This window comes from Campylobacter concisus, from assembly GCF_003049085.1.
Lineage (GTDB): Bacteria > Campylobacterota > Campylobacteria > Campylobacterales > Campylobacteraceae > Campylobacter_A > Campylobacter_A concisus_H.
In genome coordinates, this window is sequence record NZ_PIQX01000006.1 from 101,732 (window position 1) to 123,334 (window position 21,603).

Annotated in this window: 18 protein-coding genes; 14 read left to right on the plus strand and 4 right to left on the minus strand. The window is 35.9% G+C overall.

Going from position 1 to position 21,603, the window contains the following annotated elements; all coding sequences use genetic code 11:
- Nucleotides 1–6: 6 nt before the first annotated feature.
- Nucleotides 7–1,278, plus strand: a complete 1,272-nt coding sequence (locus tag CVT13_RS08165) for an anthranilate synthase component I family protein (protein WP_107812218.1) — start codon at nucleotides 7–9, stop codon at nucleotides 1,276–1,278.
- Here the strand turns inward: CVT13_RS08165 and CVT13_RS08170 are convergent.
- From CVT13_RS08170 to CVT13_RS08185, 4 genes are read right to left on the minus strand one after another with little or no spacing between them, the layout of a single operon-like run.
- Nucleotides 1,275–4,145, minus strand: a complete 2,871-nt coding sequence (locus CVT13_RS08170) for a response regulator (protein WP_107812219.1) — start codon at nucleotides 4,143–4,145, stop codon at nucleotides 1,275–1,277. The two genes, CVT13_RS08165 and CVT13_RS08170, sit on opposite strands and share 4 nt — an antisense overlap.
- Nucleotides 4,135–4,890, minus strand: a complete 756-nt coding sequence (locus CVT13_RS08175) for a hypothetical protein (protein ID WP_107812220.1) — start codon at nucleotides 4,888–4,890, stop codon at nucleotides 4,135–4,137. Before CVT13_RS08175 ends, CVT13_RS08170 begins: the two co-directional genes overlap by 11 nt.
- A complete protein-coding gene (uvrC, locus tag CVT13_RS08180; protein WP_107812221.1) occupies nucleotides 4,887–6,704 on the minus strand; it encodes an excinuclease ABC subunit UvrC in 1,818 nt (605 codons plus the stop codon). The genes CVT13_RS08175 and uvrC overlap by 4 nt, the downstream gene beginning before the upstream one ends.
- Nucleotides 6,698–7,147 carry a hypothetical protein gene (locus CVT13_RS08185; protein WP_107812241.1) on the minus strand — a complete coding sequence of 150 codons (450 nt, stop codon included), beginning with the start codon at nucleotides 7,145–7,147 and terminating at the stop codon, nucleotides 6,698–6,700. Before CVT13_RS08185 ends, uvrC begins: the two co-directional genes overlap by 7 nt.
- Before the next feature lie 30 nt (nucleotides 7,148–7,177).
- On the opposite strand from CVT13_RS08185, the gene CVT13_RS10300 reads away from it, so the two are divergent.
- From CVT13_RS10300 to CVT13_RS08250, 13 genes are all read left to right on the plus strand, one after another.
- Entirely contained in the window at nucleotides 7,178–7,345 is a 168-nt protein-coding gene (locus CVT13_RS10300; RefSeq protein WP_021091736.1) for a hypothetical protein, read from the plus strand.
- A 116-nt stretch (nucleotides 7,346–7,461) separates the two neighbouring features.
- Nucleotides 7,462–8,850 carry a sodium:proton antiporter NhaD gene (gene nhaD, locus CVT13_RS08190; protein ID WP_107812222.1) on the plus strand — a complete coding sequence of 463 codons (1,389 nt, stop codon included), beginning with the start codon at nucleotides 7,462–7,464 and terminating at the stop codon, nucleotides 8,848–8,850.
- A gap of 10 nt (nucleotides 8,851–8,860) precedes the next feature.
- Entirely contained in the window at nucleotides 8,861–10,393 is a 1,533-nt protein-coding gene (gene guaA / locus CVT13_RS08195) for a glutamine-hydrolyzing GMP synthase (protein ID WP_107812223.1), read from the plus strand.
- A gap of 388 nt (nucleotides 10,394–10,781) precedes the next feature.
- Complete coding sequence (locus CVT13_RS08200; RefSeq protein WP_107812224.1) at nucleotides 10,782–11,186, plus strand: YbgA family protein; 405 nt, start codon at nucleotides 10,782–10,784, stop codon at nucleotides 11,184–11,186.
- Entirely contained in the window at nucleotides 11,170–11,538 is a 369-nt protein-coding gene (locus CVT13_RS08205) for a TIGR02328 family protein (RefSeq protein ID WP_107812225.1), read from the plus strand. Before CVT13_RS08200 ends, CVT13_RS08205 begins: the two co-directional genes overlap by 17 nt.
- Nucleotides 11,539–12,090: 552 nt before the next feature.
- Nucleotides 12,091–12,735, plus strand: a complete 645-nt coding sequence (locus CVT13_RS08215) for a cupin domain-containing protein (RefSeq protein WP_107812226.1) — start codon at nucleotides 12,091–12,093, stop codon at nucleotides 12,733–12,735.
- A gap of 113 nt (nucleotides 12,736–12,848) precedes the next feature.
- Nucleotides 12,849–14,009, plus strand: a complete 1,161-nt coding sequence (locus tag CVT13_RS08220) for a multidrug effflux MFS transporter (protein WP_107812227.1) — start codon at nucleotides 12,849–12,851, stop codon at nucleotides 14,007–14,009.
- Nucleotides 14,002–14,640, plus strand: a complete 639-nt coding sequence (locus CVT13_RS08225; RefSeq protein WP_084042244.1) for a uroporphyrinogen-III synthase — start codon at nucleotides 14,002–14,004, stop codon at nucleotides 14,638–14,640. Before CVT13_RS08220 ends, CVT13_RS08225 begins: the two co-directional genes overlap by 8 nt.
- A gap of 233 nt (nucleotides 14,641–14,873) precedes the next feature.
- Nucleotides 14,874–16,118: a phosphoribosylamine--glycine ligase gene (gene purD, locus CVT13_RS08230; protein WP_107812228.1), complete on the plus strand. Its 1,245-nt coding sequence runs from the start codon at nucleotides 14,874–14,876 to the stop codon at nucleotides 16,116–16,118.
- Entirely contained in the window at nucleotides 16,115–16,564 is a 450-nt protein-coding gene (locus tag CVT13_RS08235; RefSeq protein WP_072595114.1) for an RDD family protein, read from the plus strand. Before purD ends, CVT13_RS08235 begins: the two co-directional genes overlap by 4 nt.
- Nucleotides 16,557–18,716 (plus strand): LPS-assembly protein LptD, encoded by a 2,160-nt coding sequence (locus CVT13_RS08240; RefSeq protein ID WP_107812229.1) that lies wholly within the window; start codon nucleotides 16,557–16,559, stop codon nucleotides 18,714–18,716. Before CVT13_RS08235 ends, CVT13_RS08240 begins: the two co-directional genes overlap by 8 nt.
- The gene (locus CVT13_RS08245; RefSeq protein ID WP_021091548.1) at nucleotides 18,717–19,415 is read left to right on the plus strand and encodes a hypothetical protein; all 699 of its coding nucleotides are present in this window, start codon (nucleotides 18,717–18,719) and stop codon (nucleotides 19,413–19,415) included.
- Nucleotides 19,405–21,603, plus strand: a complete 2,199-nt coding sequence (locus CVT13_RS08250) for a polyribonucleotide nucleotidyltransferase (RefSeq protein ID WP_107812230.1) — start codon at nucleotides 19,405–19,407, stop codon at nucleotides 21,601–21,603. Before CVT13_RS08245 ends, CVT13_RS08250 begins: the two co-directional genes overlap by 11 nt.

Here is a 21,603-nt window from a genome sequence, read left to right on the forward strand (position 1 = left end):
AAAAAAATGCTCTTAGAACAACCACTGTTTTATTATGAAGTGATTAGAGAAAAATTTAAAAATAGCTACCTAGCCGAGGATAAGACGCAAACAATTATAGGCATTGATTGCGAATACATCGATGAAGAGGATATGGATTTTTATGGGCTTAGAAGTTATTTTGATACTAATCGTAACAGATCGCTCGCACCTTTTGCGGGACTTTTTGGCGTTTTTGCTTATGATGGTGTGAGATATTTTGAATATATCGGAGAAGAGAAAGCTAAAAAGTATGAATTTCCAAAATTTATCTATGCCGATGCAAAGGCCTATCTGCACTTTGATAAGATGAGTAAAATTTATACATTTTATGGAGATAAGAATAAATATTATGACTTTTTGCTTGATGCGAAAGTTGAATGCAAAAGCAAAGAGCAGAGTAAATTTAGTATAAAAACTGATCTTAGTAAAGAAAAGAAACACTTTGAGGATATGGTTGAGTTAGCAAAAGAGTATATAAGAAGCGGCGATGTCTTTCAGGTGGTGCTTGGTGAATTGCTTGAAATTTCAACGAATATGAGCAGTTTGGAATTTTATAAAAAGCTCTCACTTACAAATCCAAGCCCATATATGTTTCATTTTCCTACACCTTATGGCGATGTGGTTGGCTCTTCGCCAGAGCTTGTTTTTGAGATGAAAAGTGAGCAAATTTTTGTGGCACCAATTGCGGGCACAAGGCCTAGAGGAAGCGATGCAAATGCAGATGCGGCACTTGAAAATGAGCTATTAAGTGACGAAAAGGAGCTGGCTGAACACAAAATGCTAATCGATCTTGCCAGAAATGACATCGGCAGGGTTTCAGAATCAAAAAGTGTATCCGTAAAAAATGCTATGCATATCCAAAAATATGAAAAAGTAATTCATATCGTAAGCGATGTCTATGGCAAATGCACCAAAGGGCTTGATCTTTTTGACGTCTTAGCTAGCATTTTTCCGGCTGGCACACTAAGCGGAGCCCCAAAAATAAGAGCTATGCAGATAATCAATGAGCTTGAAATTTCTGAGCGAAATATTTATGGCGGCGGCATTGGATTTTTACATTTTAATGGCGATGCTCAGGTTGCTATTCTTATTCGCTCAGCCATATTTGTGCCAGGTGAAAATGGATTTAGTAATGTATTTGTGGGGGCTGGAGCTGGTATAGTTTACGACTCAAAGAGCGAAAGAGAATATGCTGAAATTTGCCATAAGCGGGCAAGCGTGCTAAATGTATTTAAAAATAACGCAAAAGAGTTTTAAGCGTTAAACTTAATAAATTCATAAGAGCTTTTAGCATAGCTAGTGCCCATAGAATCGATTTGCTCTCTTACGGTAGCTGAAAGCTCTGCTTTTGTGATATTTTTGGCTAGCACTTTTACAAAAGGAAATTCACTTCTTTCTTGTGCGCCAAATATCAGCACTCTTGTATCAACCTTTTGGCTTTGTCTTATCTTATCAACAACTCTTGTTAGCTCTTCGTAGTTGAAGCCTTTTACGTTTTCATCTATAAGAACGATGCCATAAGTTTTGGTCTTTATTTTTGTTAATAGCTCATCAAAGCTATTTGTGGTTTCAAGTGTGTTGTAAAATTCTCCTAAAGCTGAGCTAAATATTTTATTTTCCATTGGCGATTTCTTAAATAAAATAATATTTTCGCTTTTTGCCAGATAGCTTTCGTCTATTGCAATCTCGCCAAAATTTGGCAAAAATTTTCTAAAAATTTGAGCCAGTTCGTCGCTATTTATTGGCGTTTTTATATAAGCATTAAAGTATTCTTTGACGCTCTCTCCATCTATATTTGAAGTATTTGAAAGCATTAGTATAATTGGAATTTTCGCATTCTGTATAGCTGCTTTTATAAGATCAAGATTTTTTTGAAGGCTATTTTTTTCAGCTTCGAAAAATTTCGAGCCAACAAAGATAAGGTCAAAATTGCCTTGCTTTATGGCTTGTTTTAAATCTTTTTTATTACAAACTCCCACAACTTCGCAGTTAAATTTACTAAAGCCACTTGCTGTTATATCTATGTAAATTTCATTAGTATCGTAGATTAAAATTTTTGGTTTATCGTTTAAATTTTTATTCATAATATCAGCTTCACCTAAGCAAAGTAGTCTTGTGATACTTAATGGAGTTAGCGGATCTTTTAAAATGAGCGGATTTTTAATATCTTGGCCTTGCTTATTGGTGTTTCTTAAAAATATAGCATCATAATTTTTTGTAATAGATGGACTAGTGCTTGTTAGCATATCCACTTTGAGTCCAAGGTCTTTTGTGGTCTGCTCAAAAGCTTCGTTGTAAGCGACATTTACGTCTTGCAAGAATGCTAATTTATGATTGCATTTTATATCAAAGTCTTTATAGTTTGATGTTGTTTTAAAAATGACTATAAATTTAAACTCATTGCCAATACTTGGAAACGAGTTAATCTCCAGCTTGCTTTCTAAATTTTTTAAATAAATTTGAGCGATTTTTAGATAAAACTCGCTCTCATCATTATTTAAGCTATTCTCATCATCTAAAAATATATCTGAAATTTGCTTTTCGCTCATGGCAGCTGAGCTATTTTTTATGCTAAAGCTTACAGAACAAAGCCCGCTTCTATCAAACTCTTTTTGAACTTTTTTGATAGTGATGATAATGTTTTGATGTCTTAAAGACATTGATAAAGACGCCAAAAAGATAGAGTTAAATGCGGTTTTTAATGAATTTAGATTTCCTTCTAGTTCATTTGTAAGGCTTGGATCAAGGTAACTTATAAAATTTATCTTTTTGCTTTGCGAATAGACGATATTTGCTTGCAAAATTTCTTCGAAGCTTTTTTGAGGATCAAATATCTCGGTTTTATTGCATTCGCTATATTTTTTAACATTTGAGATATTTTTAGCATTGTTATAAAGTGAAGTCATGATATTTGCATTTTTTTCTATCGTGTCTATAAATACTTGCTTTTTGCTATTATTTGTTTCTATTTTTAAAGCCGCAGTCGATGTAAAAATTTCCTTATTGATAGACTCTAGCTTCTTGCTCACGGATAAAATATATCTATCTTTTATCTGAAAAAAGCTGCTATCTTTTATATAGGTTTCTTTTAGATCTTCATAAGTTTTTATAAGTTTTGATATCGCATTATCCGCACTTGTCTCTTTTGATGATAGGATATAGTTTGATATGTATTTTGACTTATCGATAAGCACCTTTAAAAATTTCAACCTAGCAGAAATGCTAAGCAAAGATAAAATGAGCAAGCCACAAAGCAAAAACTCAAAGAAGGTCTTTATGCCAAATCTTATTTTCTCGCTCTTAGTAAGTTCTAACAGCTCATTTTTTATGTTTATGGCACTATCTAATAAAAGTATAAATTTATCATCTTCATACTGTTTGATTAAGATGATATCTTCGATGTTTAGCTTCTCAGAAAATGCGATCTTGGCTTTAACTTCTCTTATTTTTCTGGCTTGATAGTTGGCTTCAAACTGGTTAAAGTCTTTATAGATATTCTCTTTTAGCTCACTTTTTGGAAGCATATCAAGATTTGGCGTGTTGTCCTTTACGGAATATATATTTTCTCTCACATTGCTATTTATTGAAAATAAAGGGCCATTTATAAAGATATTTTTTACATAGTATTTTGTGTTGTTTGCTAAAGAGAGTTGATTGTAAATTTTACTTAAAGTTGCGGCATAAGCTTTTATTATAAGTGGAAAGTCTCGGTCTAAGTCTTGTTTAAAATCGCTATCTATTTCTCCATTTATATTTTGGAAAAATTCATAAAATAGTTCATCAAATTTATCATTTTGATTTATATTTGCTAGCAATTCTTTTAATTTATTTATATTTCGTATCTCGATGCGATCGTCTTTTCTTATAGAATTTATAAATTTTTGTGTATTTTTTAAGGTGTTATCTTGCAACCTTTTTATATCTTCTTGGTTTTTGCCTATTAGCGTATCGTGCTCTTGTATTACAGATCTTATAGTTTGAAATACTAAGGATTGTTTATATAGTTTTTCATTTAGATCTTTTAGTTCTGTAAATTTTTTATAGCTTTCATTTCCGCTATATGCGCAAAAGATCGCTGAAATTATTATTGGCGCTAACAATATATAAAATTTATTATTTTTCATGGATACTCTTTTTGCTATGTTTTTTTACAATATTTTCTATCTCAATTAGTCTTTTGGTAAAAAGAGACATCTCTTTCATTTTTCCATTTTGATTGTTATCTAAAAAAGCGTTAAGCTCATTTGCAAGGTTATTAAGCTTTAAATTTAATGCAGCTTCCCTTATCTCATCTACGTATTTTTTGAGCATTATCTCGTCTTTTGCGATTATGGCTGATTGGATTTGGATAAGAATTTCTCTTGCGTTATGCAAAAAGATATTTAAGTAGGACGCAAAATCTTTTTTATTTAAATTTAGTATTTTAAGCGATGTTTCAAACCAAGAATCATCGATAAGTGACTGTGTCTGTGTGTCAAAAAGATACCATGCGTTCAGTTTAAAAACAGGCAGTCTTAATGTAGGTTTTACTTTTACCGCTGCTATTAGATTTTGGTTGTTTATTATGTCTTGCTTCTCTAAAAGCACGATAAAAAATTTCTCACCATTTTTTAAAATGGCATTTTGCAATCTCACTTCTAGTAAGATCGCGCCACCATCTTTTCTTTTTAAATTTACTCTAGCGCTATTATCTTTCGTATTTTGTAAAAATTCCAAGAAGCTGTAGTTTGTACTTTCCTGGCTTGTTATGACTAGCTCGCTTATATCTTTGTATCGCAACAAAAAGTCATCTAAACTATCAAAACCTAATAGCTCAAGTGAATCTTGCGTTATCGCAGATATTTTTAAATTTTCATCATATATTATCACTTCAAATTTCCTTCTTTGAGCACTGCAAGCTTTTCTGCTACGCTTTTATTTGTTATTTTTGCCACTTCGTCTAAATTCGCTTCGCTGATTTTATCAAAACTTCCGTAAAAGCTGATTAATTTCGCGATACTGCCCTCAGAAACGCCAGCTTGCTTTAGAATTGATCTTTGCATATCGTTTTTCTGCCTTGTTTTTCTGTGAAAGCTAATGACAAATCTATGGCTTTCATCACGCATTTTTTGGAAAAACTGAAGCTTTTTATCGCTCGTACTTAGGCTAAAGCTACCATTTTTTGTGTAAATTTTATCCTTTGCTTCGCCTTTTGCGCGGTGAGCTTTGGCATCGATCTTCTCTTTTGAAATGGCTATCACATCGACATTTGCGCCACTACTTGCTAAAATTTCACAGGCTAAGTTTAAAAGCACTTCGCCTCCGTCAATAACCCAAAGATCAGGTGGGCTAAGCTTGTCAAATCTAAGGGCTCTAGCTGTTAGGCTCTCTTTCATCTGATCGTAGTCGTTTTTAGAGCTTAGGTGCATATGGCGGTAGTTTTGCTTTGCCCACTCGCCATGCTCATAGCGCACCATTGCTCCGACACTTGCCTCGCCAAAAAGGTGTGAGTTGTCGTAAGCTTCGACCACGTAAGGCGTGTGAGCTAGGTCAAAGTACTCTTTTATCTCGTTTAATAGCACGTTATCGTGCGTTTTTAGATATTTTTCGATGCTAACTTCAGCGTTTTTGGTAGCGATCTCACAAATTTTACGCTTATCGCCAATTTTAGGGCAAGTGATGCTAAATTTACGTCCAAATCTCTCGTTTAAAATTTCTTCAACAAGCTCGCTATCTTCAAAGCTCTCATTGACGTAAATTTTGGTGCTAATTATTGGCTGTCCAGCTATGAAGCTTTTTAAAATAGCCTGCTTATAAGCTTCGTTTATCTCATCTTTTTGAGCGTTTTTAGCCTGCGCGATGTCAGTTTTTACGCCAGTTATCTTGCCATTTTGCACGCTAAATCTCACCGCACAGATCATATCGTGCACGCAAGCGACCGAGTAGGCCTCAAAGTCCTCAAGTTTAGCTAGATCAACTTCAACCTTTGTTTGCATGTTTTTAAGTGTTTGTATTTTATCTCTAGTCGCGGCTGCTTGCTCGTAGTCTTCAGCCTTGGCGTAGTTTAGCATGAGCTCTTCAAGGCGAGTGATGAGTAAATTTGGATTTTGTAAGGCCGCGATAGCCTCATTTACGATCTTAGCGTAGTTTTCTTTTGAAATTTTGCCTTCACACGGAGCATAGCAGCGTTTTAGCTGATAAAAAAGGCAGGCTTTTTTGCCTTTGATGCAGGACTTTTTCTGAACGAGATTAAAATTTAGATAAAGCGCCTCAAGTAGCTCGCTAGCTCCACTAAAATATGGCCCAAAATAGCGGATATTCGAGCCTTTAACCACCTTTCTAGTGATCTCAAATCTTGGAAAATCATCATTTAAATTTATAAAAATGTAAGGGTAGGTCTTGTCGTCACGAAGCAAGATGTTGTACTTTGGTTTTAGCTGCTTGATGAAAGAATTTTCAAGTATGAGCGCGTCTGCTTCGCTTGGCGTGACGATGTATTCAAGATGCACAGCTTCGCTTATCATCTTTGAAATTCTTGGGCTTAGTTTTTCAGCCGGAGCTAGGCTTGGGGTAAATTTAAAGTAGCTTTTGACCCTATTTTTTAAAATTTTGGCCTTGCCAACGTATAAAAGTCTATTTTGCGCGTCAAAATATTGATATACGCCAGGCTCGTTTGGAAGCGTTCTTATCTCGTCTATTAGCATCTTGCCTGCTCATTTTTCTTTAGCAAAATTTCTCTTAGCTCTTCAAATTTTTGGCGTATTTGCTCGTCTTTTGCCAAATTTTTAAACTCGCCTTTACTAGCTGGCGCATAAAAGATGGTACTTTGCTCTTTTTGATTAAAAAATTTTAAAAATTTGCTCACGACAAATCTTATATTTTCTTCTTTTTTGTTCTTTGTATAGTTGATTTCGTTAAGAGGCTTTGGAGTAAGAATGCTGTTAAAAACGCTATTTTTATTAAATTTGCAAAAGGTTTTTAATAACCTTTTTATATCATTTATACTACTATCACGCCTAAGCTCTAAAAGCCCAGTGGGATGAGTAAGAACAAAGGTCAAAACACCTTCTCTAACGTAGCAAAAAGCTATATAAAATCGTTTTGCTTTCCCCATAAGCTCTAAAAGCTGTTGGCACTCATTTGCCATGCTTAATTTTTCTTTATACAAAGGATTTTCGTGAATAGTATTTATCAAAAATTTAGCGTTTTTCATGGGCTTATCTTATCATCTTTTATTTTAATTTTTACTCTTTTTGCATTTAGCGGTTGTGGTTACAAGGATGATCCATTTTATGGAAATGCTCCCGTAAAAGAAAAGAAAACTGATAAGATAAACAAAATCTAGTAAAATTTTTCGTATTTAAATAAAAATGTAATGTAAGCTTAATAATTTTAACTAACCTAATTTTTAGGCTCATTTAAGTAATATACCAAGATTTTTTATTCTACAAGGAGAGTATAATGAGGTTTTTTGGACTTCTAGGCTTGTTTTTCGCGATGGCTTTTGGTGCTGATGGAGAAACCGCAGCTATTGACTTAACTACTACATGGGCAGGAATTTTATCGCTTATAATTTTTGTTGTTGGATATTTTTTTATAGCAGCAGAAGAAAATTTCCATATCGACAAAGCAAAACCTGCTATATTTATCGGTACGTTTATGTTCCTACTTATCGGTGTTTATATGCTTATAAATGGCATGGATGTGCATTCGCTTGAACATGAGGTAAATCACCTGATTTTAGAGATTGCTCAGATCGTATTTTTCTTGATGGTGGCGATGACTTTTATCGAAGCACTTATCGAAAGAGACGTATTTAATGCACTTAAATATAATCTCGTATCAAAAGGCTATACTTATAGAAAGCTGTTTTGGCTAACTGGTATTTTGGCATTTTTTATAAGCCCAGTAGCTGATAACCTAACAACAGCGCTTATTCTTTCAACCGTTCTTCTAACGATAGATAGAAATAATACAAATTTTTTAGTAGCTGGCGCGATAAACATCGTCGTTGCAGCAAATGCAGGTGGAGCATGGAGTCCATTTGGCGATATCACTACGCTTATGGTTTGGGCAGCAGGTAAGTCACCGTTTCTAGACTTTTTCGCACTTTTCCCAGCATCTATTATTGGCTGGCTTGTAACAGCATTTTTACTTTCTCGCGTAGTGCCAAGTACTGCACCACATTTTGATGTGGCAAACGAGCCAAAAGTGGTTATGAAAAAGGGCGGTAAAGCGGTTATTTTTATAGGTGCATTTACTATCTTTTGTGCTGTTATGATGCATCAGCTTTTCCACTTACCAGCGATGTGGGGAATGATGTTTGGCTTCTCACTACTTAGTCTTTATACTTACTATTTTAAAAAAGCTCACAAAAATGAAGAGCCAATGCATGTATTTCACTATATGTCAAAGATCGAAAACAACACACTATTTTTCTTCTTTGGAATTTTAGCTGCAGTTGGCGCTCTTCATTTTGCTGGATTTTTAAATTACGCTGTATCACTTTATGATAAATTTGGCTCAACTGCTGTAAATATTGGCGTTGGCTTCCTTTCAGCCATCGTTGATAACGTCCCTGTTATGTCAGCTGTCTTAAAAGCAAATCCAGCTATGGGAGCTGATGCGGGCGAGGCGATGAGTCAGTGGCTACTAGTGACACTAACTGCTGGTATCGGCGGTTCGATGATCAGCTTTGGCTCAGCGGCTGGTGTTGGAGTAATGGGTAAATTAAAAGGAATTTATACCTTTGGTGCACATATGAAATACGCTTGGATGGTGGTTCTAGGATATATCGTATCAATCATTGTTTGGTATGTGCAGTTTGAAATTTTTCATATCTATTTTTAAAAGGTTATAAATGAACAATACGATTATAGTTTTGGATTTTGGTTCGCAATACACTCAGCTAATAGCTAGAAGGCTAAGAGAAGAGGGCGTCTACACTGAAATTTTGCCATTTAATGCAAAGCTTAGTGAGATAAAGGCGAAAGAGCCAAAAGGTATCATTTTAAGTGGCGGTCCAGCTAGTGTTTATGCTAAAGATGCTTATTTTTGCGATAACGGTGTCTTTGAGTTAAACATCCCTATACTTGGCGTTTGCTACGGCATGCAGCTACTTGCTCACACGCATGGAGCTGAGGTTTTAGCGGCCGATCAAAAAGAGTACGGCAAGGCTGAGCTTAGCGTTATTAAAGAGCATGAGCTATTTAAAGATACACCTTCAAAACAAATCGTATGGATGAGTCATAGTGACTATGTAAAAGACTTGCCAGAGGGCTTTGAAGTGATCGCTATTAGTGAAAATTCGCCTTATTGTGCTTTTGGCGATGATAAACGAAAATTTTATGCGATCCAGTTTCACGCAGAAGTGCAACACAGCGAATACGGTACGCAAATTTTAAAGAATTTCGCTAAATATATCTGCGGCTGCGAGAGCACATGGAATATGGGAAGCTTCGCTAAAAATAAGATAGAAGAGATAAGAAAAACAGTAGGTACTCATAAGGTACTTTGTGCAGTTAGTGGCGGCGTGGATAGTTCTGTAACCGCAGCACTTTTAGCAGCTGCTGTGCCTGAAAATTTGATCCTTGTCTTTGTTGATAACGGACTTCTTAGAACAAATGAAAGAGAGCAAGTTGAGGCTACTTTTAGAACAAAGCTTGGCGTTGAGCTAGTTAGCATAGATGCGAGTGAGATCTTCCTTGGCCGCTTAGCTGGTGTGGTTGATCCTGAGAAAAAGCGCAAGATCATAGGCGAGACCTTTATAGAAATTTTTGAGCAAGAGGCTAAAAAGCACGGCGATGTGAAATTTCTAGCTCAAGGTACTCTTTATACTGATATTATCGAAAGCTCCGTAGTTGGCTCAAGCAAGACGATAAAGAGCCACCATAATGTTGGCGGTTTGCCTGATTGGATGACATTTGAGCTAATAGAGCCACTAAGAGAAATTTTTAAAGATGAGGTTAGAAAACTAGGCCTTGAGCTTGGACTAAGCCGTGATCTAGTATTCCGTCATCCTTTCCCAGGACCAGGCCTTGCTATTCGCATCATGGGTGAAGTAAATAAACCAAGCCTTGAGCTACTTCGAAAAGCTGACGTGATCTTGCGCGATGAGCTAAAGAGCACTGGCTGGTACAACAAAACTTGGCAGGCATTTTGCGTGCTTTTAAATGTAAATTCTGTTGGTGTTATGGGTGATAACCGCACTTATGAAAATGCTGTTTGTGTACGTGTGGTCGATGCGAGCGATGGCATGACTGCTAGCTTCTCACGCCTGCCGTACGATCTGCTAGAAAACGTAAGCCGCCGCATTATAAACGAGGTAAACGGTATAAACCGCGTAGTTTACGACATTTCAAGCAAGCCACCTGCAACTATTGAGTGGGAATAGAGTAAAAGTATTTCTGTTGTAAAACCGTTGAAAATACAATATCACAACGGCTTACGGAAGCAAAAACTCTTTAGTGATACTATTTTGATACTAAAAGTAAGAAAAAGTAGGTTCCAAAGGGAGTTGTTGAATTTAGATAAATTATTTAGAAAGCCTTCCACCATTTTAGTGGGAGGCTTTTGTGGAAACAGTGGTTGATAAGTTTGAATTTGAAGAGATTACAGTAATAAAAATTCTTTGTATCGGAGCACACTTAAACATATAGCAATGCGGGATATTCATTTATACCTTATCTAAATAAAAATTTAAATGCTATTAATAAAGACTTAAATGGTGATATACTATATGGGATTTATTTTAGTTTGAATATTTTGAAAAAGGCGTCAATATGAGTCACAAAGATATAAGAATAGAATGTGAAGAATTATGGGCAAAAAATAAATATTTTGTACTAAGCAAATCGCATAAAGCATATTTGGGGATAAGAGAGTACTTAAAAGGAACAGAATTGGATGTTTTATGGCTAAATGAAAAAATACATGAAACAAGGGATATGAAGGAGAGTAAAAAAGATTTTAGTAACGCTGTTCTTCACATATGGGGTTATTTCAAAAAAGACGCAAGTACAATTGAAAAACAGGTATTATTTGATATATTAAATGGATATATGGAAGGGAAAAATAATCAAGATGTTGTAATTGAATGCATTAACACTTTACTAAAGAAATACCCTAATGAATATTTAGAAAAATCAACTTTGTTAACAGTAGAACAATATGAGACTATGGCATGAAAAACTTATCCACTTATTGCCCAAAAGTCAGCTTCTTGGGCAACATAGGGAATGTTGTGCTCTGAGGGGCAATGGATGGAAAAAGAAACATAAAACTGTAGACTATGTGTTTACATATTCCCCGTATCATCTTTTTATTTACCATGTATTGGTTATGGAGGAGATGGAAAAAAGGGGATATAATGTTTCTGCGGAATGGAAAGATAAAAATTATAGAGGAAGGACAGCAGAAAAGTACGATAATCTTAAAGAAGAAATTATAAGCAGTCCAATTTACAAAGAGCACGATATTGAATATCTGGCTGATTGCATAGAAAATTTAAGAAACAAAGGTATACATTTAAAAGTATAGAAGTTGTGGAAGAGTAAATTGATATAAAAATAAAAGAAGTTGAAGATAAATTAGAAAAGTAAGCTGTGTCAAGAGAAATATTATATGACCTTTCAGAATGGTTTGGAATACCAGAAAGCACAGAAGAGTATATTCGTGATTCACGGTAAAAGCCTTTTCTCGCTTGCCATATGAATGATGAGTCGGTTGGTTTTGTTGTATTAAATGCAACCGACAAGGATTGTACAGATATTTTTGTAATTGGTATAAAAAATTCCATCAAATGGGTATTGGATTAGTACTTAACGAAGCTTACAAAACTACGGCAAGGAAGCCGGGTTACGCATATTAAAAACAGAAACTAAAAAGATACTGTTATAGAATAAAAGAAACAAATATGATATGGTAATTATTGAGTGAGAGTAGACACAAAAATCCCTTTATGAAATTTTCTGTAAATGGAACTTCCTTATATACATTAGTTTTAATTAGGATATTTTTTCTCTTTTTATTAACATTGGTCAATGAAATTTAGCTCTTAACCTTTTATAATTTTGCAAAAAAGGATATAAAATGAGTAAAATTTACAATCTAAACGCCGACACGAAAGTCGTCGCAAAAAGCGTCGTTAGCAAGAGAATTTTTGATTGCGAGAACGCTCATGTCGATGTATTTGCTTTTGATACGGGTGAGGAACTAGATCATGAGATGCTGTTTTGCGACAGCCTTGCATGGGTTGTAGAGGGCGGTGCTAGCCTATACTATGGCGAAAAGCAGATGCATATAGGCAATGAGCAAGCTTGCCTGATAGAGAAAAAAGTGTGGCGCAAGCTAGTTTTTAAAGAACCAACGAAATATATTTCAATTGATTTTAAGGAGGACTTAATGATAGATCATTTACCTAAGGCAGCTATTTTTAGCTTAGTTGATGCAGTCGAATACGAAAAAGGCAAAATCGTGAGCAAAACGCTCGTAAAGAACGAAAACGGATCAATGTCATTACTTAGTTTTGACACAGACCAAGAGCTCTCAACTCACGCAGCTCCAGGCGATGCACTACTTATCGCACTTGATGGCGAGATGAAACTAACTATTGGTGATGAGCATTTTGATATCAAAAAAGGCGATACCATCGTGCTTCCAGGTAAAATACCACACGGATTAAAGATAAAAGATAAATTTAAAATGCTCTTAATCGTCACTAAAGACAAAATGTAATACTAAGCCCTAATTTTAGGGCTTTTATATTTTATAAATCACGTTAAATTTACCCTTAATAACCCAAAAAGCAAAGTCATAATATAATCTCTTTTAAAATTTAAAGAAAAACTATGAAAAAAGAAAATTCCAAACTATTTTTATTGCTATTTTTAGGTGCTCTCTCTGCCTTTGGACCATTTGTGACAGATCTTTATTTGCCAGCACTTCCGGCTATTACTGAGTGGTTTAAAACAAGCGTTACAGCTACACAATTAACGATCACTACATCGATGGCAGGCTTAGCCATAGGTCAGCTCATAGTTGGTCCAATAAGCGATAAATTTGGCCGAAAATTGCCCCTTACTATCTCACTCATCGTCTATACTATAAGCACTATTTTTATATTTTTTGCACAAAATATCCAGTTTTTTATCTTTATGAGAATTATTCAAGGGCTTGCAAGTGCCGGCAGTTTGGTTATTTCAAGGGCTGTTGTTAGTGATCTTTATAAGGGCCATGAAATGACTAAATTTTTTAGCCTTATGATGGTCGTAAATGGTCTAGCCCCGATACTTTCACCAATTGGCGGTAGTTTGCTGCTTAAATTTACCGACTGGCGTGGCATCTTTATGGCGCTTACTATCATTGGTATTTTGCTTTTTATCGCAAATTTTTATTTCAAAGAGAGCTTGAGTCAGTCAAATCGCTTAAAAATGCCTTTGCTAGTGACTTATAGTGTTTTTGGCAAAATTTTAAGAAAGAAAAAATTTATGCTTTTTGTAAGCATTCAGACATTTGCGATGGGTGCGATGTTTGCTTATATAGCGTCATCTTCGTTTATCTTTCAAGAATTTTATTCTCTAAGTCCAGTAAGTTATAGCTTTTGTTTTGCTTCAAATGGTTTAGGGCTTGTTATAGGAGCAAGGCTTGCTAGTCTTTTAAATGAGCGAAAAGCACTAAAAACTGGGCTTTTTGGCACCTTGTTTGCTAGCATTTTTATTGCTTTCATGCTTTGTTTTAAATTTGAAGTGATCGGCGTTATCATCGCATTTTTCTTATTGCTTCTTTTTACAGGATTTGTCTTGCCAACTGCTTCATCGCTAGCCATGAATGAAGGCAGAGAATACGCAGGCTCAGCCTCAGCGATACTTGGATTTTGTCCATTTTTCTTAGGCGGCGTCGTCTCTCCGCTAGTTGGGCTTGGCGATATATTTTATTCAACTTCTATTGTTATTTTAGCCTGCACATTACTTGCTTTGATGTCTTTTTTAAGGTTAAAAAGAGTTGCGTAAAATTTATCTTATTTCAAATACAAAAACGACTAATGAGAGCGTTATAAATTTAAGTGTTAGCAAGATCGAGTTTTTAAAATTTGAATTAAATTTAAGCGACTATGATGTGCTGGTAGCCACTTCTAAAAATGCTTTTAATGCATTAAAATTTAATGGCATTTCGCCTATAAATTTGCCAGTCTTTGCCATTGCAAATAGTTGTGCGTCGGCCGCAAGAGAGTTTGGATTTAGCGAAATTTATACCGGAAAGAATGCTCACGGAGATGACTTCGCAAGAGAAATTTTGCCACTTTTAAAAGGTAAAAAGGTTATTTATCTAAAAGGTAAAGATAGTGCTTCAAATTTCTTAGAAATTTTACAAAAGGGTGGCGTAAATATAAAGGCGATCGTTGCCTATGAAAATATTTTAAATCCTTGCAAAATGGAGCTAAAACCGCCAAAAAATAGTATCTTGATCTTCGCTTCTCCACTAAATGTCAAAAATTTTCTTAATAATTTTGGTTGGGATGAGAGCTATCAAGCGATAAGCATTGGAAAGGTCACTGCAAAAGAGCTAAAATTTACCGAGCCAATAGTGAGCCAAAGTCAAGATATAAACGCCTGTATCGCGCTTGCCAAAACATTACTTTAAGCAAAGAATTTATATAATTTTATTGCCTGAGTGAAGCGAGTCAGCATTTTACGGGGTCCAACACTTTTTTGTTAGCGAAAAGGTATGGGTGCCTTGTGATGTGGCTTCGTTTGAGTCTGAAAAGGCGAGAAGTTGCAACCGTTTGGTATCCATCTATTTGCAAGATTGGCTTTGTTTATGGGACACTCTTCTATGCGACGCCCACTCGGGTTTTTTAAATTTACGGAGATGAAATGAATATTCTCATAATAGGAAGTGGCGGCCGCGAATACGCCATTGCTCTAAAACTAAAAAACGAAAAAAATATAAATTTATACTTTGCGCCGGGAAATGGTGCAACCTCACGCCTTGGTGAGAATTTGAAGATAAAAGACTTTTATGAGCTTGCAAAATTTGCTAAACAAAATGATATTGCTCTAACTATCGTGGGCCCTGAATCACCGCTTAGTGAAGGTGTAGTGGATATCTTTAAAAAAGAGGGCTTGCTTATATTTGGACCAAGCAAAGCAGCTGCTAGACTTGAAGCTAGCAAGGCTTATATGAAGGACTTTTTAGCTAGAAATAACATAAAAACCGCAAGATATTTAAATACAGATGATAAAGAAAAGGCATTTAAATTTATTGATACCTTAAGCGCGCCGATGGTCGTAAAGGCCGATGGACTTTGCGCTGGCAAGGGCGTAATAATCGCAAATTCTAAAGAGGATGCCAAAGAGGCAGTTAGCGACATGCTAAGCGGAGCCAGCTTTGGTGATGCTGGTAAATTTGTTGTCGTTGAAGAGTTTTTAGACGGCTTTGAGCTGAGCTTTTTTGCTATTTGTGACGGCGAAAATTTTGTAAGTTTGCCAGTGGCACAAGATCATAAACGTCTGCTTGATAATGACGAAGGTCCAAATACTGGCGGCATGGGTGCTTATGCTCCAAGTCCGCTTGCTTCAAAAGAGCTGATAAAAAGGGTTGAAGAAGAGGTTGTAAAGCCAACTTTAAAAGGGATGAAAAACGAGGGCAGTCCGTTTTGTGGAGTACTTTTTGTAGGGCTAATGATCGTGAAAAATGAGCCTTATGTACTTGAGTTTAACGTAAGATTTGGCGATCCTGAGTGCGAGGTATTGATGCCATTAATTGACGGAAATTTAAGTGAAATTTTACTAAATGCTGCAAAGGGCGAGCTAAAGCCTATTAGCTTAAAAGATGAATTTGCAGTTGGCGTTGTGATGGCTAGTAAGGACTACCCGTATAAAAGTAGCCCAAAGGTTAAAATTTCAGTTTTAAATGATGTAAAAGATGCTCACATCGCTTATGCTGGTGTTAGTGAGCAAGATGGAGAAATTTATGCAGATGGTGGCAGGGTATTAGTCTGTGTGGCCACTGCGAAGAGTATAAAAGAGGCACGTGATAGAGCTTATGAGCTTTGCGAAAATGTAAAATTTGATGGAGCACATTATAGAAAAGATATTGCCTGGCAGGCATTAAAATGAGTATGCAGATAGTTGAAAAACTTGAAAAAGAAGAAATTTCGCTAGCGCCATTTTCAAAAAGAGTGCTAGCTTACTCAATTGATGAATGTATCGTTTCTTTTTTGTTTTTGATCATTTACTGGGATGCCTTTTTGTCGGTTATGAGCTATGATGAAGCCAGAAATTTGACTTTAAATTTCTTTTGGCAAATAGTCGCACTAAAGATTATTTATCATGCATTTTTTGTTTGGTATTATGGTGCGAGTCTTGGGCAAATGCTAACAAAGACGATGTGCATTAATGTAGAAATTTTAGATAGACCAAATTTTATTTCAAGCTTGGTAAGAGCGATTTTTAGGTTGGTTAGTGAAGCTTGTTTTTATCTTGGTTTTGCATGGGCATTTGCAAATCCAGCTAGGCAGACTTGGCAAGACAAAATAGCAAAAACAGTGGTGATAAATGCGTAAAATTTTATTTTTAGTTCCGGTTTGTATTTTAAATCTAAGTGCAGCTGTGCAAGATGTGCAGCTTTTGGCTGATGATGTAAAGCAAGATAAAGGTATCGTCACGGCCAATAAAAACGTCGTTGTATATTCACAAGATTATCTTGTAACGGCTGATTGTGCTGTGTATGATCAAAATAATTCGGTTATCGAGCTATTTGGTAACGTCAACATGATGAAAGGAAAGAGCGAAGTCTCTCGCTCAAACTATGCAAAGCTAAATTTAAAAAATAATGATACTGCTTTTGAATCGCTTTTTATGATGAATAAAGACATGGAAGTATGGATGAGAAGCGATGAGAGCAGCTCTGACAGTGAGTACTATAGAGTAAAAAAAGCGATGGTTTCAAGCTGTAATGTCCAAGATCCTGACTGGAGTATCACCTCAAGCTCAGCTATGCTAAATAAACAAAGCAAATTTTTACACCTTTTTAACCCAGTCTTTCGTATAGCTAATGTGCCAGTTTTTTATTTGCCATATTTTGGTTTTTCAACAGATACCACAAGAAGAACAGGCCTTTTACCGCCTGAGCTTGGATACGGAAAATCTGAAGGCTTTTATTACAAGCAGCCGATTTATTTTGCACCTTATAATGAGTGGGACTTCGAGCTTGATCCGCAGATAAGAACAAACAGAGGTGCTGGAATTTATGGTGCGTTTAGATTTACTGAGTCGCCTGATTCAAGGGGCGAAATCAGCTTTGGGTCATTTACTGATAAAAACAGCTACCAAGCCAAGCAAAAAGGAGAGACATCAAATAAGGCTGAACTAAAAAATAAAACACATAAAGGCATTGGACTAAAATACGAAAGAGATAAGCTTATAAGATACCTTAGCGAAGCGGATTTGCAAGAGGGAATTTGGATAGATGCAACGAAGCTAAATGATATAGATTATTTAAATTTAAAGGGCAGAGATGATGATTATGATTCGCTTGTAACTTCTAAATTTAACTATTTCATCGCAAATGACGATCATTATTTTGGTGCTTATGCAAAATACTACATAGATACTGAAAAAATTGGCTCAAAAAATGAGAACAAAGACACGCTTCAAGAGCTCCCATCGCTTCAGTATCATAAATTTACAGATGATATTGTTTTGCCAAATATCTTATATTCACTTGATCTTCAGTCACATAGATATGATAGAAAAATAGGCGTTAGAGCGACTCAGTATGAATTTACACTTCCAGCTTCAGTGCATGTACCACTACTTGATGATAGCTTAACGTTTTCGTTTTACGAGTATTTATACGCTTCAAGAATAAATTACGAGAATAAGATAAATTCATTTGATGATAAAAGAGAAGATAAACATACAAATTTTGTAAATAATTACCACAAATTTACCCTTCACACTGACCTTGCAAAAGCGTATGAAAGCTTTTATCACACTCTAAATTTTGGGGCCGAATACCTACTGCCAGGCTATAGAAAAGGAAATTTGGATGATGAGTTTATCTATGATAAAAATCTAAATGAATATGAAAATTTCTTGACTCAAGAGCAGAGTAAGGAAGAAATTTCTGGTTATCTGACTCAGTATTTCTTTAACTCTAATGGTAGAAAGATTATAAAACATAGTATTTCTCAAGGATATTACACAAAAGAAGATGAATATTCGAATTTAAAAAATGCTATCTATCTATATCCATTTGAAAATTTAAGCCTTTATAATAAGCTTGAATATTCACACAAGAGCAAAGAGCTTAAAAAGGTACAAAGCGGATTTTCATACACGAATGATCTATTTTGGCTAAATATGCTTCATACTATGAAGAAAAATGATAGCAAAATAAAAAATAGTGCGACAAAAGATAGTTATTTTACAAGTGGTCTTGGAGTAAAATTACCTCATCAGTATAGTCTTATTGGCGGCTGGCAATATGATATTGAGCGAAGTTACACAAAAAGCTGGAGAATTGGTGTGCTTCATCAAAGAAAATGCTGGAATTACGGGATAATTTATCAACAAGATGTCGAGCCAACAACAACAATAAACGGCTCAGCATCAACTAGAAAAAATGGTATTTATTTCACGATAAATTTCTATCCAATGGGCGGTTTGCACTATGACTTCTCACAAAGTAGTACAAAATCGAGTGCCAACTAAATGATAACGGCTAAATTTAAGGATCAATTAGAAGCAGCTAGCAAGCTAATTGAAATTTTGCCAAAAAAAGAGCTCGTAGATAAAAAGACGATAGTTGTTTGTATGTCGCTTGAATCAGTTATACTCACAGATGCGGTTTGTAGAAGTTTAAATTTAAGCTACGAGATGCTCTTTAGCGAGCCAATACCTGCGCCAAATAATAGCGAATGCGACGTTGCAATAGTTAGCGAGACAGAAGATATAGTATTAAATGATAAACTTATAAAAGCTTTTAATATAAGCTATGACTATATTTACGGCGAAGCACATAGAAAATATGAAGAGAAAATTTTAAAAAACGTTTATAAATACCGAAAAGGAAATTTGATAGGAGAGCTAAAAGATAAAAATATTTTACTAATCGATGAGGGGTGCGAGACTGGTATGACGGCACTCATTTGCATAAAGACGTTGCTTGATGTGAAGGTAAAATCCATCTCATACGCAACGCCAGTGATTGCTACTGATGTCTTTACAAATTTAAATGATATGGTTGATGAAATTTACACGATAAACAAGATCGTTGATTTTATCGATGTGGATTCGTATTACGAGAAAAAGATCGAAGCTACGAGTGAGCGTATCATGTCAATATTAGAAGAGAGCCCTTATTATTTGCCGTTACAAAAACAACAAGGAGATAAAAATAATGCAATATAGTATAGAAGTCAATAATCAGGTTGAAATTTTTGACCTTAATAAAGTAGCAAAACAAGCTAGCGGAGCAGTGCTTTTAAGGGTGAAAAATACCGTCGTTTTAGCAACTGTTGCAAGAGAGGACACACAAGTTGAGGAGGATTTTTTACCTCTAACGGTGCAGTACATAGAAAAAGCCTACGCCGCTGGTAAAATTCCTGGTGGTTACGTTAAGCGCGAGACAAAGCCGGGCGACTTTGAAACACTAACAGCTCGCATCATTGATAGATCTCTTAGACCACTCTTTCCAAAAGGTTACGCATATCCAACTCAAATAGTGGTAATGGTGCTTTCAGCTGATCCTGAGGTTGATTTGCAAGTTGTAAGTCTAAATGCAGCCTCAGTTGCACTATATCTTAGCGACATCCCAGTAAATCGCCCAGTTTGTGGCGTTAGAGTTGGCTATATAGATGATAAATTTGTTATCAATCCAAGCAACTCTGAACTAAAACAAAGCGCGATCGATCTTTATGTAGCTGGAACAAAAGATGAGCTTTTGATGATCGAGATGAGAAGCTTACCTCAGCAAACTACGCAGCTTATCCCAATGGTTGCGATTGAGCCGATGATAGATCCGAGCTTAAGTGATAGCATGGCTCAAAAACAGCTAATGAATGAATTTAGCGAAGATATGATGGTTGAGGCGATTGATTTTGCTGGTAAGGCGATATTAAGAGCTAGCAGTGCTTACGAAGAAGCTTTCAAAGAGCATAAAAAAGAGGACGCTGCGCTTGAGCTAAAACCTGAGATAGAAAATGAAAATATCGCTATTTACATCGATAAATTTTATAAAGCTGAAGTCAAAAATGCGATCAATCAAATGGCAAAAAGCGAGCGTGCGAGCGAACTTAGCAAGATCGCGAAACAAATTTCAAGTGATGAGGTCGCTCAAAAAGAGGGCTGGGACGAGGCTGTCATCACAAATGTCCTTGGCAAATATAAAAAGAAAATCGTAAGAGAGCAGATCATAAACGAGGGTGTAAGGGCTGATGGACGTGGTCTTGAAGAAGTTAGACCTATTAGTATTGAGACAAATGTGCTTCCAAATGCACATGGCTCATGCCTCTTTACAAGAGGACAGACGCAAGCCCTAGTTGTCACTACTCTTGGCACTGATAGTGATGCTCAAATGTATGACATCCTCACTGAAAAAGTACCTTTTGTAGAGAAATTTATGTTTAACTACAACTTCCCAGGCTTTAGCGTAGGTGAGGCAAGCCCACTAAAAGCTCCTGGTAGACGTGAGCTTGGACATGGAAATTTAGCCAAACGTGCCCTTGCACCAAGTATTGATCTAGCTTCGCCATACACAATAAGAGTCGTTTCAGAAATTTTAGAGAGCAACGGCTCAAGCTCGATGGCTAGCGTTTGCGGTGGCTCGCTCGCACTTAGAGCAGCTGGCGTAAATACTTTAAAACTTGTCGCAGGTGTCGCTATGGGATTAATATTTGAAGGCGATAAACACGCAGTGCTAACAGATATCATGGGGCTTGAAGATCATGACGGTGATATGGACTTTAAAGTAGCAGGTACAAGCGATGGTATCACAGCACTTCAGATGGATATTAAACTTGGTGGCATTAGCTTAGAAGTGCTAAAAGAGGCACTTTATCAAGCAAAACGTGGTAGAGAGCATATCTTATCTTTGATGGCAGAAGCGGATAAAAATATAGAAATAAATGAAGATGTGCTTCCAAAACTTGAACTATTTAGTGTTGATCCAAGCAAGATCGTAGACATCATCGGACAAGCTGGCAAGACTATAAAAGAGATCATTGAAAAATTTGAAGTCTCAATCGATCTTGATAGAGAAAAAGGTGAGGTAAAAATCGCAGGTGGAGCAAAGAAAAATGTCGATGCCGCAAAAGACTACATCATCTCTATCACTTCAAAAGACAATGGACGTTCATTTGGCAAAAAGCCATTTAAACACGACAAAGAGCGTTCAAAACCAAATTTTAATATCGGTGATGAGTTTTTAGGAACCGTAAAGAGTGTTGTTGATTTTGGTGTATTTATCGAGCTAAAAGATGGCATTGATGGCTTGCTTCATATCTCAAAGATAAAAACCCCATTAAACGTAGGCGATCAGGTCAAAGTATGTGTGAGCGAGCAAAAAGGAAATAAAATTTCGCTCTCTTTGGTTGAATAA

What these genes read in the sequence shown, in the direction of transcription:
- CVT13_RS08165 (WP_107812218.1), top strand. Translation starts at nt 7, where the DNA reads ATGCTCTTAGAACAACCACTGTTTTATTATGAAGTGATTAGAGAAAAA.
- CVT13_RS08170 (WP_107812219.1), bottom strand. Translation starts at nt 4,145, where the DNA reads ATGAAAAATAATAAATTTTATATATTGTTAGCGCCAATAATAATTTCA.
- uvrC (WP_107812221.1), bottom strand. Translation starts at nt 6,704, where the DNA reads ATGCTAATAGACGAGATAAGAACGCTTCCAAACGAGCCTGGCGTATAT.
- CVT13_RS08185 (WP_107812241.1), bottom strand. Translation starts at nt 7,147, where the DNA reads ATGGCAAATGAGTGCCAACAGCTTTTAGAGCTTATGGGGAAAGCAAAA.
- nhaD (WP_107812222.1), top strand. Translation starts at nt 7,462, where the DNA reads ATGAGGTTTTTTGGACTTCTAGGCTTGTTTTTCGCGATGGCTTTTGGT.
- guaA (WP_107812223.1), top strand. Translation starts at nt 8,861, where the DNA reads ATGAACAATACGATTATAGTTTTGGATTTTGGTTCGCAATACACTCAG.
- CVT13_RS08200 (WP_107812224.1), top strand. Translation starts at nt 10,782, where the DNA reads ATGAGTCACAAAGATATAAGAATAGAATGTGAAGAATTATGGGCAAAA.
- CVT13_RS08205 (WP_107812225.1), top strand. Translation starts at nt 11,170, where the DNA reads ATGAGACTATGGCATGAAAAACTTATCCACTTATTGCCCAAAAGTCAG.
- CVT13_RS08215 (WP_107812226.1), top strand. Translation starts at nt 12,091, where the DNA reads ATGAGTAAAATTTACAATCTAAACGCCGACACGAAAGTCGTCGCAAAA.
- CVT13_RS08220 (WP_107812227.1), top strand. Translation starts at nt 12,849, where the DNA reads ATGAAAAAAGAAAATTCCAAACTATTTTTATTGCTATTTTTAGGTGCT.
- purD (WP_107812228.1), top strand. Translation starts at nt 14,874, where the DNA reads ATGAATATTCTCATAATAGGAAGTGGCGGCCGCGAATACGCCATTGCT.
- CVT13_RS08235 (WP_072595114.1), top strand. Translation starts at nt 16,115, where the DNA reads ATGAGTATGCAGATAGTTGAAAAACTTGAAAAAGAAGAAATTTCGCTA.
- CVT13_RS08240 (WP_107812229.1), top strand. Translation starts at nt 16,557, where the DNA reads ATGCGTAAAATTTTATTTTTAGTTCCGGTTTGTATTTTAAATCTAAGT.
- CVT13_RS08245 (WP_021091548.1), top strand. Translation starts at nt 18,717, where the DNA reads ATGATAACGGCTAAATTTAAGGATCAATTAGAAGCAGCTAGCAAGCTA.
- CVT13_RS08250 (WP_107812230.1), top strand. Translation starts at nt 19,405, where the DNA reads ATGCAATATAGTATAGAAGTCAATAATCAGGTTGAAATTTTTGACCTT.